Here is a 12,908-nt window from a genome sequence, read left to right as displayed (position 1 = left end):
GCATAGGGCCGGGACAAATTCCGAGTCAATATCAATGGCTTGCAGCAGACAGAAAAGGCGAAAAACTGTTCGCCCCTTTGGGCGTGACGGAGGGTATCACCAGCGCAGGACGACCGCACCCCAGGCGAGACCGCCACCGATGGCTTCGGTGACGAGCAAATCGCCCAATTTGATCTGGCCCCGATCGCGCCCAACGGACAGAGCGAGGGGAATCGATGCCGCCGACGTGTTGCCGTGATCCTGCACGGTCACCACGACCCGGTCCATCGGGACGTTCATCTTTTTGGCCGTGCCCTGAATGATACGGATATTGGCCTGATGGGGTACGATCCAGTCCACTTCGTCTGCGGTGACGCCGGCACGGTCCATGGCCGTATGCGCCGTCGAGGCCAGTTTTGCCACTGCGTGACGGAACACCTGATTGCCCTGCATCCGCAAATATCCGCTGGCACCGGTGCTGACTCCGCCATCCACATACAGCAGGTCGCGGTGACGCCCGTCGGAATGCAGATCGGTGGACAGAATACCGCGATCCTGTGCCGTGCCTTCCCCCTCTTGCGCTTCCAGCACGAGCGCACCTGCGCCATCGCCGAACAGAACGGATGTCGAACGATCCGTCCAGTCCATGATCTTGCTGAAGGTTTCCGCGCCGATCACCAGGATTCGTTTCGCCTGACCCGACACGATCAGCGCGTTGGCATTGGCCAAAGCATAGATGAACCCGGCGCAGACCGCCTGCACATCAAAGGCAAAGCCGCGTGTCATGCCCAACTGGTGCTGCACCATGGTGGCGGCGGATGGAAATGTCAGATCGGCCGTCGAGGTTGCCAGAACGATGGCGTCGAGATCATTTGGCTCAAGACCCGCGTCCTTGAGGGCCGCACGCGCGGCGGACGTGGCCATGGAGGACGTGGTTTCGAGGCCGGATGCGAAGTGACGACGCTCAATCCCGGAGCGCGAGCGAATCCATTCGTCCGTGGTGTCGATCTTGGCCTCGAACTCGGAGTTTTCCACGACGCGGGTCGGCAAATAATGTCCGACACCGCGCACAACGGCGCGCAAGGTCATGTCTTTTTCTCCTCTGCGGGCGTGGTGGCACTTGCGATTCGTGCCGCCAACTTGTCGTTAAAGCCCAGTTCCGCCAGTTGCGCTGCCAGCTTGATTGCGGAAGATACACCTGTCGCGTCGGCTCCGCCATGTGACTTTACGACAGTTCCATTCAAGCCAAGAAAGACGCCGCCGTTCACCCGGCGCGGATCGATACGCTGTTTCAGCCGCTGCAAGGATGTGTAGGCCAGCAAAGAGGCAAGCCGGGACAGCGGCGAAAAGCGAAACGCTTCGCGCAGCAGGGTGCCGATCATCCCGGCCGTACCCTCACCCGTCTTGATCGCGACGTTGCCGGTGAAGCCGTCGGTGACGATGACATCCGCCACGTCCCCCGGAATGTCGCCACCTTCGACAAAGCCTACGAAATCGAAATCTGCGGCGTCGGCTTGCGCGCCGATGAGATCAAAGGCTTCCTTGAGCTCAGCGCGGCCCTTGTGTTCCTCTGTGCCGACGTTGAGCAAGCCGATGCGCGGGCGCGCGACATCCATCCCGTTGCGCGCGTAAGACGCGCCCATCAGGGCAAAGCGCAGCAGGTCATCGGCATCGGCCCGGATATCGGCGCCCACATCCAGCATCACGTTGAAGCCTTGCGGATTGAGACTGGGCCAGAGCACTGCAATGGCAGGGCGGTTCACGCCGGGAAGCTTGCGCAACCGGATCATCGAAACGGCCATCAGCGCGCCGGTATTGCCGCAACTCACCGCCACCGTGGCTTCGCCCGAACGGACGGCCTCGACCGTCGACCACATCGATGTGTCCTTGCCGGTCCGGACAACGTGGCTGGGCTTGTCTTCCATCGATACAACGCCACGGGCGTCACGAATCTCGCATCGCCCCTCAAGGGACTTGCGGCGCGCCACCAGTTGCTGCAACTCGTCCTTGGGCCCGTGCAGGATAAATCCGATGCGCGGGTTTTTTTGAGCGGAAATGGCACAGCCCGCAACAACAGCGGCGGGGCCATTGTCCCCGCCCATTGCGTCAATCGAAAGTATGATGGGAAAGGCAAGCTGCCCAGTCTGATCGGCCGGATCGTTTTTGGGGGCCGTCATGGGGGCGGTGCCTGCCTTCTGTCCCGCAGCGCCAATCAGGCTGCGTCGTCTTCCAGATCAACCTCTTCGGTCATGGCAACAATCTCGTTGTCGTCATAGTGACCACAGGCCGCACAAATGTGGTGGGGGCGTTTCAGCTCACCACAGTTTGGGCATTCGTTGGGGTTGGCGGGTGTCAAGCTGTCGTGGCCGCGACGATTGTTGCGGCGCGATTTGGACACTTTATTCTGTTGCACAGCCATTAGGGTGGGCCTTTTGGATTTCGGGCAGTGCCGCAACTTTGCGGATGCGTGTTTCAGAGTGCCCTGCTGCGGGCGCGGTTTCGTGCCCGGGCAGCGGGCATTTCTTTTCAACCTTGTCGGTGTGACGTGCGTTTAGGCAAAGCCCCGGCGCATGTCCAACCCAAAAGATCGTGAAAGCGCGAAAATACGCATCTTTGTCCCCGGCGCAAGGGTGAATCAGGTGTCGTCGTCGTCTTTCATCTGGTCCTTGAGGGCTGCGAGCCCTGCGAAAGGCCGCATGGCCTGCTCCGTCAGAGGGGCCACACCGGGTTCGGTCAGAACGGTTTCGTCGAGCGCAACACCCTCTGCACGCGGATAAAGCGGCAAAGCAAGGCTGAGAGCTTCGATCAGCACAGCCTCGGGATCGATCCATTGGCCCAACCGTTCCGCCTCGTCATCCTCGGGCATTTCAACCTCGGGCGCATCGCTTTCTTCGTAGTTGCGCAGATACAGACGGCGCACGGGCACATCGATACGGGTGGTGACGGGCGCCAATGTGACGCCGCAGGGCTGGGTGACCGTAGCGCCCAGGGTGCCGGTCAGCAGCCAGTCTTGCGCGCCTTCGGCCTGCACCGCGCCGACAAAGCGCACCTTGCGCAATCCGCTGAGATCAAGTGTGTCGGCCATTGCGGCTAAAACATCCGCATCCGGCTGCAAAAAAAACGGCGTCGGCGCGTTCTGGGCCAGATCAGCGACCCGCAATGCCGTGCGCGATGGAGGGGTCTTGGACATGGGTATTTACTTTCGTTTCTTGAACCGGGGGCCATCCTTGAGTAAGTCGGGATAAAAGCCCATTGCTCGATGAGCAAGAGGTGATGAAATCCAAGGGGGGCCAAATGCGGACCTGCGCCACACTGATCACGCTGATGACGGCCCTTGCTCTGGCGGGTTGCGCGCCGACTTTCCGCAATCACGGCTACATCCCGCCCGAAGAGGAATTGCAGGAAATTGTGGTGGGCAGAGACACCCGCGCCACAGTCGAAGAAGCGGTTGGGCCGCCTTCATCAAGCAGCCTCGTGGGCGACGGCGATTTTTACTATGTTCGCAGCCGGACCAGGACGTTCGGCATGCGCGAAACCAAGGAGATCGATCGGCAAGTCCTTGCGATCACGTTCGACTCAAGAGGGGTCGTCGAAAACATCGAGCGGTTCGGGCTCGAAAATGGACAGGTGGTTCCATTGACGCGGCGCGTGACGGCCAGTGGTGTGTCCGATGTCAATCTGTTGCGCCAGTTGATGGGGAACATTGGCAACATCGGGGCGGCCGGCTTTGGCAGTTGATCGGTTCCATGAGCCGTAAGCCCTCTGTGTGCTAGTCTGCGGTCACGCAGCGTGGTCGAGGGGCGTGACATGATCAGTTTTCAAAAGGGGCGCTACACTGTGCGCCAAGCGCATACAGCGTGTGACATGCAGGCGGCACGCCAGCTCCGGGCGCGATGCTTTGGTCTGGAGCAGGGCGGTGATAGCGACGCTTATGACCAAGCCTGTACCCATGTTCTGATCCATTCCATCGTGGATGACGCGTTGGTTTGTTGTTTTCGAATGATGCCGCTAACCGGCGCCGAGATTTCGCAGAGCTATTCCGCGCAATTCTATGAGCTTGGCGCGCTTGCTGCTTACGAAGGCAAAATGGTCGAGATGGGCCGGTTCTGCATTGATCCGGATCTGAACGATCCTGACGTGCTCCGTATCGCGTGGGGGGCGATGGCCGCATATGTCGACGATAACGCCGTGACGCTTTTGTTTGGCTGTTCGTCCTTCGACGGGACGGAAACGGCCGATTATCTGGACGCCTTCGCCATCCTCAAAGCGCACCATCTGGCCCCCAAGCGCTGGTTGCCGCGTGTCAAAGCCCCCACTGTTTTCAAATATGCCGCCCGGTTACGGCGCAAACCCGATGTTAAAAAGGCGATGCTGCGGATGCCGCCACTGCTGCGCACCTATCTGATGATGGGGGGCTGGGTCAGCGACCACGCCGTCGTGGATCAGCAGATGAACACGCTGCACGTTTTCACCGGCGTTGAGATCAGGGCGATTCCCCCGGCCCGAAAACGACTGCTGCGTGCTGTCGCCGGATGATTCCCGGATAAAGGATCCGCTGAAAATGCGTGGAATGCCGACTGACCTGCGCGGTGAAGCGACGCGGCTGGTTGACGCCTTTGTCCGGAGCGACTAGCTGGCATTCATGGCGCGTGTTCCCCTTCTCCAGCTCTCCGATATTTCCCTCACTTTCGGGGGAGACCCGGTATTTGATAATCTGTCTTTGGTCGTGCATCCCGGGGATCGTGTGGCCCTCGTGGGGCGCAACGGATCGGGCAAGTCAACGTTGATGAAGGTCATGGCAGGCCTCGTGGACGCGGACCGTGGCGACATCGTCGCAGGGCCCGGCGTTTCGGTTGGCTATATGGAACAAGATCCCGATTTATCGGGATTCGCGACCTTGGGGGATTTTGCGGTTCATGGCCTTGAGCCGTCCGAAATGTACAAGGTCGAGCGCGCGGGCGAGGGGTTGAAGTTTGATCCCGCCCGCCCGGTCGAAACCGCATCTGGCGGGGAGCGTCGCCGCGCCGCACTGGCGCGTTTGATGGCCGAAGCGCCTGATCTGATGCTCTTGGATGAGCCGACCAACCATCTGGATATCGAAGCGATCGGCTGGTTGGAAAGCGAGCTGAAAACGACGCGGGCCGGGTTTATCCTGATCTCGCATGACCGTGCTTTTTTGCGTGAACTTACCCGTGCAACCCTCTGGGTTGACAGGGGAATGGTGCGTCGGATGGAAAAGGGTTTCGACAATTTCGAAGCCTGGCGCGATACCACATGGGAAGAAGAAGACACCCAGCGCCACAAGCTCAATCGCAAGATCAAGGCGGAGGCGCGGTGGGCAGTTGAGGGCATTTCGGCCCGGCGCAAGCGCAACCAGGGACGCGTGCGGGCCTTGCAGGATTTGCGTGCCGAGCGTGCGTCGCAGATCACCCGTCAGGGTGCTGCGGCCATGGCCTTTGAGGCGGGTCCGAAATCGGGCCGCAAGGTCATGGAAGCGGTCGATATTTCGAAAAAATTTGGCGAGAAGGTGATCCTTGAGCCGTTTTCGCTCAAGGTACAGCGCGGCGACCGGGTTGCCTTTGTCGGTCCGAACGGTGTGGGCAAAACGACGCTTCTGAACATATTGGTTGGCAAGTTGGCGCCTGACACCGGCACGGTGACTTTGGGCACCAATCTGGAGATTGCGATTTTCGATCAGGCCCGCGCCCAGCTTGATCCCGAGATCAGCCTTTGGGACAGCCTCACGGGTGATCCGGATATGCGCGTGAGCGGCAAGGCGGATCAGGTGATGGTACGCGGCAATCCCAAGCATGTTGTTGGTTATCTCAAGGAATTCCTGTTTGACGAGGCGCAAGCCCGTGCCCCGGTCAAATCCCTGTCGGGAGGCGAAAAGGCGCGTCTGTTGCTGGCCAAGATCATGGCGCGCCAAAGCAACCTTTTGGTGCTGGACGAACCGACGAATGATCTGGATGTCGAGACGCTGGATTTGCTTCAGGATTTGATCGGCCAGTATGATGGCACGGTGCTGCTGGTCAGCCACGACCGGGATTTTCTGGACCGTGTCGCGGTCACGACCATCGCGATGGAAGGTGACGGAAAAGCCACGGCCTACGCGGGCGGGTGGAGCGATTACAGGTCGCAGCGCGGCACGGACAAATCATGGGAAAGCACCGGGAAATCAAAAACTTCCGCGCCAAAGGAGAAGCGGAAAACGGAGCAAGGCCAGACGCTGAGTTTCACAGAAAAGCACCGGTTGGAAAACCTGCCAGCCGAGATTGCGCGCCTTGAGGCGGAGATTGCAAAGCTTGAAGAACTTATGAGCGATCCGGACCTTTTTACGTCCCATCCCGTCAAGTTTCAGAAAGCCACCGATGCGTTGGTCGAACGTCACGAGCGCTTGCAAACGGCCGAGCTGGAATGGCTCGAGCTTGAGGAAAAGGCCAGCGCATAGGGCCGGAGTCTGCTTCTTTTATTGGTACTCCAGCAGCTGACAAGTCTGCGCAAGTAGAAGTGCTTGCGTCACTTCGCACCATTTTTCGGGTAAACCGCTTATTGCCAAATATGGGGTCATGTGGCGACGCCAATACACCATTCCGCCTTTTCAAAGGTACGGGTTGCCGAGAAAGCGATCCGTATAGAGACGTCGCCAAAGCAATTTGTGTGCCTGCGGAACATTCTGTGTTCGAGCGCGTTAAATTTCGTCTTCATCGATGTATGACAGGAAAAGTCGTGCGAATTTTCCACGGTCGCAAGAGGGGCGCGCAGCCGCGCATATGCCTGTCAAAGCAACCACAATGCAGTTGCAGAAAAGGTCTGAATGCGACATATTTATATTCTGAATGCGACGCAATATTGCCTAATTATTACGCAATACCGATGCGAATTTGTGCAGAAGATGGATCGAAAGTTGTGAAAATAACCTAAAAGTGTAGTTTTCTGCGCGCGCAGCGTTGACAGGTGCCGCCTTGGTCACATCTGACAGCAGACAAAACGCTAAAGTCGTTCAGATCATTCGGATCCGCATTCGGCGTATAATATCAAAAGCGCTAACGCGCAGTGAGGCCAGTAATGAAGCATGAGCAATTTTCCGGCGATCCTCATCTGGCGTGCGCCCGCCGGTATCAACGGGCGGCCGTTATCGGTGCCGGGTCCTGGGGCACAGCACTTGCCGCGACTTTGGCCCGGGCCGGTGTCGAGACCACACTCTGGGGGCGCGACCTTGCCGTGATCAATGCGATCAACTCACAATCGATGAACACGCGACATCTGCCTGATGTTGCACTGCCCGGCACACTCCGGGGCTCGCACGATATGGCCGAAGCTCTGAAAGACGCCGAGGTCGCCTTGCTCGTCGTTCCTTCGCGCGGCGTGCGCGCCGTTTCTCGTCTCGTCGCTGCACATGCGCCGGAGGCCATGCCAATCGCAGTTTGCGCCAAGGGAATCGAGGCAGATACCGGCCTACTGATGGCGCAGGTGGCAAAGGAAGAACTGGGCGACCGCCCGATCGGCTGCGTCTCCGGCCCGACCTTCGCACGCGAAACCGCGCTCGGGCACCCGACAGCCGCGACAGTGGCCTTTCCGTTCGCCTATACAGACCGGTTGCACCCTGAGGAGAGCCCCGCGGCCCGGTTGGCGCTTTCGCTGACGACAGAGAGTTTCCGGGCCTATGTCTCGGATGATCTGGTAGGGGTCGAAATCGGAGGCGCGGTCAAGAACGTGATCGCAATCGCTTGCGGCATGATGACGGGCGCAGGCTTTGCCGAAAATACGCGGGCGGCGTTGATTACGCGCGGTCTCGACGAAATGAAAGTGCTGGCGGAGACTGTCGGAGGTCGCCGGGAAACGGTGACCGGGCTATCGGGAATCGGGGATCTGGCGCTGACCTGTTCCAGCACAACCTCCCGCAATATGGCGCTTGGTCAGCAACTGGGCCAGGGGCTTGCGCGCGCGGACTGTTTCGAAGGTCGTGCGGTCGTTGTCGAAGGTGAGGTCAATGCGAAATCCGTGACCGACCTCGCACGGCGTTTGCGCATCTCCATGCCGATTTGCGAGACCGTGCGCTCCATTTTGCACGATGGTGTCGATATTGGTGTCGCGTTCGCCGCTCTTTGGTCACGACCGATCGAAGCAGAACCGCGCGGCATGGATGTCGCCTTCGATCACCCTTCATCTGACAAAGATATTGCAACGCTTGCAGAAAGGATATCATGACCCGCCGTGAAACATTCGCGACGACCCATATCTCCAAAAAGGAATTTGTGCTCGCCACCGATCTGGACGGTACCTTTCTTGGCGGTGACAAAACCGCACGTCAGGACTTCTATCGCTGGCTCGAATCACATCGGATGCGCGTCGGCCTGATCTTTGTGACAGGACGTGATCCGGACTTCATTCGCGATCTCTGTAAAAACGGCGATGTACCGAGGCCGGATTACCTGGTGGGCGACGTCGGCACCACAATCGCATCGGTGTCGGACGATCACGAGATCACTCCCATCGTTGCGCTTGAAGATCATATCTCCAAGGCGTGGGGTGATGCCGGCGACCGCGTCAGAGATGCGCTGGCCGATATGCCCGGCCTTGCTTTGCAGCCGACCAGTTTTCGATACCGGCTAAGCTACGATCTCGATCCGAACGCTTTCGATCCCCGTGCGGTGAGCCTGATCGAAGACATGGGGCTGGATGCGCTGGTGTCCGACAATCGCTTTTTCGACGTCTTGCCCAAAGGGATCAGCAAAGGTCCGACCTTGCGCCGACTTCTTGATCATTTAGGCGTCGACGAGAGCCGCACACTGGCGGCGGGTGACACGCTGAACGATCTGTCCATGCTGACCGTTGGTCTGCCAGCCGTTGCCGTCGGCAATTCCGAAGCGGCACTGGTCGAGCGGATCAGTGGCATTGATCATGTGTATCATGCTGATGGTCCGGGTGTGACCGGCATCGCAGAAGCCATAACGCATTTCCGCATGTTTCCCGTCGCATAAGGAGTATTCCCATGTCATCCGACCTTGTCATCGTCTATCATCGCCAGCCTTACGAAGAGGTCACGGAAAACGGGAAGACCGTTCTGCGTGAGAACAAGAGCCCGAACGGGATCGTGCCATCATTGAAAAGCTTCTTTGGCGGGGTCACCCACGGGGCTTGGGTCGCTTGGAAGTTGGCCGAAGACCCGGCCAACCCGGAATTCGAAGAGCGGATCGAGATTGAGGATGACTACGGTAACTACTCGGTCTCGCGGTTGCCGCTCACTGCCGAACAGGTGCGCGAGTTTTACCATATCACGTCGAAAGAGGCGTTCTGGCCAATTTTGCACGGGTTCAAGGAGCGCTACAATTACGACCCTGTGGACTGGGCCAACTTCCGCACCGTCAACTGGAAATTCGCCGAAGCGGCCGCCGAAGAAGCTGCGTTGGGTGGCGTTGTCTGGGTGCATGACTACAACCTCTGGCTGGTTCCTGGATACTTGCGGCAGTTGCGGCCCGATCTGAAGATATCATTTTTCCACCATACTCCTTTTCCCGCGGCCGACGTGTTCAACGTCTTGCCCTGGCGGAGAGAGATCGTTTCCAGCTTGCTGGCCTGCGATGATGTCGGGTTTCATATCCCGCGTTATGCCGCGAATTTCGTATCTGTGGCCTGCAGCCTGTTCGATGTCGAGGTGACAGGGCGGGGCAGGGTGCCTGACAAGTGGATTTCAGAGGGCACCGCACTCACCGAACGCGTGCAGCCCACCATGCTGGAACATGAAGGTCGTGAAACGCACATCAGTGTCGCACCCGTCGGTGTGAACATCGACTATATCGAGGAACTGGCGGCGGCGGAAGAAACGCGTACCAAGGCCAAAGAAATCCGCCAGGAGCTTGGGGATACGAAACTGCTGCTGTCTGTCGGGCGCACCGATTATACAAAGGGCGGAATCGAACAGCTTCTGAGCTTCGAGCGTATTCTTGAGCGGCGGCCGGACCTGAAAGAGAAGATCCGCCTGATGCATGTTTCGGTCTCGGCCAATCGCAACATGACGGCCTATGAGCAAATCCAGAACGAAATCGAGCAGATCGCAGGACGCATCAACGGGCGCTTCGGGACTTTGGAATGGCAGCCTGTCACTCTCATTTCACGCGCGATCCCGTTCACCGAATTGATTTCCTATTATCGCGCGGCTGACGTGGCATGGATCACCCCCTTGGCGGACGGGATGAACCTTGTCTGCAAGGAATTCGTGGCGTCCCGCACGGATGGGGACGGCGTATTGGTGCTGTCGGAATTCGCAGGCGCGGCCGTTTTGCTGGACGATGCCGTGATTGCAAACCCATTCTCGAACCGGTCCATGGATCGCGCTGTCGAAGAGGCCATTGCCATGCCCGAGGACGAACGGAGGCGACGCATGGAAGCCTTGCGGCAGGCTGTTGTCGAAACAGACATCAAGACGTGGAAACCCATCGGTTTTCGCCGCGGCGGCGACAAGACGTTTGCCGCCGAGTGACGGCCAAGCCACCTGCGGACTGACCCTCCGCAGGTATGCCGTGCGGAGAGTAAACCGATGAACCTCAAAGAGCTCGCGCGGACGCTTGGTCTTTCGCAAACGACAGTCAGCCGCGCGCTCAATGGCTACCCGGAGGTCTCGGTCAAGACCCGCGACAGGATCCTCCGGGCCGCGAAGGCCTATGAATATAAACCAAACCGTCGTGCGCGATCGTTGGCGACCGGACGCTCGCGTCGCGTTGCCATTGTCGCCGCCGAGGGAGATGGGCAGGGATTGCGTGACCCTTTGTTCTGCGCCTTTTTGTCCGGTGCAGCCGAGGTTTTGGAACGGCACAACTTCGATTGGGTTGTACGGCAACCAAAGCTCCGGCCGGGGGACTCACAGATTGCCTGCCTTGCAAGGGACAACAACCTCGAAGGCGCAATCCTGACGGCGCCCACGCACGAAGATCGTGCCTTCTGCGCAACCGCGGCACACGATTTTCCTGTCGTTGTGCAGGGGAACTTTTGTGGCCACGACAGTCCGGTGAGCGCTGTGGATTATGACCACGGGTTGGCGATGCAGGCCGCCATCGCATCATTGGTTGAAGCGGGGCATCGCCGGATTGCGCTGATTACGGGGCCGAGAGACAGCGTTATGACGCAATCTCAAGTCGCCGCCTATTCGAACGCCATGCGCGCGTCGGGGCTCGAAGGGGCGCCGGGCTGGGTGCAGAATGGGACACGCACGCTGCCGTTCGGAATGCGAGTCGTCGAAACGTTGTCGCAGATGAGGGCGCCTCCGACAGCACTAATTGTGGGATGTTCGCTAATAGCTGTGGGCGTAGCCGCAGGCTTGATGCACCTGAAGTCGAACGCGCTCAGGGACATGACATATGTGTCCTATGATGACGGATTATGCTGGCTTGAACCCGCAGCCTGCGTCGATCGTTTCGCTACCTTGACCACTCCGGCCGCTGCGCTGGGACGCGAAGCGGCGAAACGGCTGACGCAACACATTGGCACGCCCGATACTGCGCCGGACGTTCGCTTGTTGGAGTCGGGTTTTGTTCTCGATCAGGCTTTGGTCACCCAGGAACTGCCTTCCGCAGCCCCGTCAGAGTATGCACCAGTTTCCGGACGGGCGATGCTGTCTTGATCCAAACGCTGCCGTTCGCAACGCCTGGCCTCTCTGTTGGCTAGCAATGTGCGTAGGCGTGATGGGCCGAGGATGGACAACATGGACGGAACCAGAAAAGAACGCAAAGGACAAGAAGAGCGCTCATGCCAAGTCCGATGAGGTGCTTCGGACGCTGCGGGCCTTGGAAGTCAGAAATGTTTCTGATGGTTCTCCTCGGGTGTTTTCGACCGATGAGATTGCCGATCATTTTGATGCTCCCTTTGAACGGGAGGGGATGAAAGCTGAAAGCCTTCAACGGGCCGTAAGTAACGGTGGCGGACAAAGTTAATCCGAAACGCTACAGAGACAGCGTTGATCCGGCGTTGCCGGGTACCCACTTCGCTCAAGAACTCCTGTTAAAGTATGGAACAGCTACCGGATTCTTTTGGGCAACATTTACTTTCAAAGCACAACGAGAGGTCTGGAAACATCAATTTCGGGTTTGGGTTTTTTTGAGAAGAGCCTTCCGAGGCAGGATCGAACGCAAGTTTTGACATGGGTATATCATAGGATACTCAAAAGTGACCACGACAAGCCGACGTTCGATCCTCTAAATTTGTAAGGTAAAAACATAGTGATTACATCGTGCATCATCCGGACAGGGATAGTGTTTAAAAGTATTATCAGACCGTGTTTGAATCGCTTTTGGCGTCCGACGATTTGAACAAAAACGAAACTTCAACTTACTTTTTTATTAACTCCAGATTTCTTGTAACTTTGGATCGTAATGAACAATCGGACCGGCGCCACGCCGACAATATTCGTCAGCAAAGTTTACTTTCCACCCGCATTCCCCAAGTAGCTCTCTGATTTCGCTGTCTTGAACGTGATATTTTCTATATATATCATGGCGTTGGTTGCTGCGGAGGATGTGTTTCATGGATCACCCAGAGGGTGCGGGCTTGCAGCGGGCAGATCGTGTGGATTTTGACCCTCGCGTGCGGCTGGAATTCCGGGGCGCTCAGCTCAGTTCGGATGGCGGCCTTCTGGTGATGCGCGAGCTTGATGACGCGCTCGGTCTGTCCAATCTGGCGTCTGCTGCCCTGTGCGATAATCGCCGTGGCAAGAACACGATCCACCGGCTCGACGGGCTGTTTCGGCAATCGGTCTACGGCCGGTTGGCAGGATACGGGGACGTCAATGACGCCGACCGTCTCGCGCTCGATCCCGTGATGCGCCAGGTTGTCGGTGGCCGTGCCGTCGATGCGCATGCCGCATCCACGTCGCAGATGGGCCGGTTCGAGACCGAGGGACTGGCGACCGCAGAGAACCGGGCGGCTCTGTCTGA

At 58.5% G+C, this 12,908-nt stretch carries 12 protein-coding genes; 8 read left to right on the top strand and 4 right to left on the bottom strand.

What is annotated here, in order from left to right; genetic code table 11:
- Positions 1 to 96: 96 nt before the first annotated feature.
- From LC354_RS12670 to LC354_RS12655, 4 genes are all read right to left on the bottom strand, one after another.
- Complete coding sequence (locus LC354_RS12670) at positions 97 to 1,068, bottom strand: beta-ketoacyl-ACP synthase III (RefSeq protein WP_223424335.1); 972 nt, start codon at positions 1,066 to 1,068, stop codon at positions 97 to 99.
- Positions 1,065 to 2,156: a phosphate acyltransferase PlsX gene (gene plsX, locus LC354_RS12665; RefSeq protein ID WP_223424333.1), complete on the bottom strand. Its 1,092-nt coding sequence runs from the start codon at positions 2,154 to 2,156 to the stop codon at positions 1,065 to 1,067. The genes LC354_RS12670 and plsX overlap by 4 nt, the downstream gene beginning before the upstream one ends.
- Before the next feature lie 35 nt (positions 2,157 to 2,191).
- Complete coding sequence (gene rpmF, locus LC354_RS12660) at positions 2,192 to 2,398, bottom strand: 50S ribosomal protein L32 (RefSeq protein ID WP_223424331.1); 207 nt, start codon at positions 2,396 to 2,398, stop codon at positions 2,192 to 2,194.
- A gap of 216 nt (positions 2,399 to 2,614) precedes the next feature.
- Entirely contained in the window at positions 2,615 to 3,169 is a 555-nt protein-coding gene (locus LC354_RS12655; RefSeq protein ID WP_223424329.1) for a YceD family protein, read from the bottom strand.
- Between the two features lie 104 nt (positions 3,170 to 3,273).
- On the opposite strand from LC354_RS12655, the gene LC354_RS12650 reads away from it, so the two are divergent.
- The 8 genes from LC354_RS12650 to LC354_RS12615 form a co-directional block, all read left to right on the top strand.
- Complete coding sequence (locus LC354_RS12650) at positions 3,274 to 3,717, top strand: outer membrane protein assembly factor BamE (protein ID WP_223424327.1); 444 nt, start codon at positions 3,274 to 3,276, stop codon at positions 3,715 to 3,717.
- A gap of 69 nt (positions 3,718 to 3,786) precedes the next feature.
- A complete protein-coding gene (locus LC354_RS12645; RefSeq protein ID WP_223424325.1) occupies positions 3,787 to 4,515 on the top strand; it encodes a GNAT family N-acetyltransferase in 729 nt (242 codons plus the stop codon).
- 106 nt (positions 4,516 to 4,621) lie between these two features.
- Positions 4,622 to 6,430 (top strand): ABC-F family ATP-binding cassette domain-containing protein, encoded by a 1,809-nt coding sequence (locus LC354_RS12640; RefSeq protein WP_223424323.1) that lies wholly within the window; start codon positions 4,622 to 4,624, stop codon positions 6,428 to 6,430.
- Between the two features lie 617 nt (positions 6,431 to 7,047).
- Positions 7,048 to 8,190 carry an NAD(P)H-dependent glycerol-3-phosphate dehydrogenase gene (locus LC354_RS12635; protein WP_223424321.1) on the top strand — a complete coding sequence of 381 codons (1,143 nt, stop codon included), beginning with the start codon at positions 7,048 to 7,050 and terminating at the stop codon, positions 8,188 to 8,190.
- Positions 8,187 to 8,963 carry an HAD-IIB family hydrolase gene (locus tag LC354_RS12630; protein WP_223424320.1) on the top strand — a complete coding sequence of 259 codons (777 nt, stop codon included), beginning with the start codon at positions 8,187 to 8,189 and terminating at the stop codon, positions 8,961 to 8,963. The genes LC354_RS12635 and LC354_RS12630 overlap by 4 nt, the downstream gene beginning before the upstream one ends.
- A gap of 11 nt (positions 8,964 to 8,974) precedes the next feature.
- Entirely contained in the window at positions 8,975 to 10,462 is a 1,488-nt protein-coding gene (ggpS, locus tag LC354_RS12625) for a glucosylglycerol-phosphate synthase (RefSeq protein WP_223424318.1), read from the top strand.
- Positions 10,463 to 10,519: 57 nt separating this feature from the next.
- The gene (locus LC354_RS12620) at positions 10,520 to 11,599 is read left to right on the top strand and encodes a LacI family DNA-binding transcriptional regulator (protein WP_223424316.1); all 1,080 of its coding nucleotides are present in this window, start codon (positions 10,520 to 10,522) and stop codon (positions 11,597 to 11,599) included.
- 899 nt (positions 11,600 to 12,498) lie between these two features.
- Positions 12,499 to 12,908 (top strand): transposase (locus tag LC354_RS12615; RefSeq protein WP_223421634.1); only part of this gene is annotated, 410 nt, incomplete at its 3' end.

The organism is Tateyamaria pelophila, from assembly GCF_019966495.1.
In the GTDB taxonomy this organism is placed as follows: Bacteria; Pseudomonadota; Alphaproteobacteria; order Rhodobacterales; family Rhodobacteraceae; genus Tateyamaria; species Tateyamaria pelophila.
The sequence above is the reverse complement of the archived record's forward strand: the minus strand, read 5'-3'. Positions and strand labels throughout refer to the sequence as shown.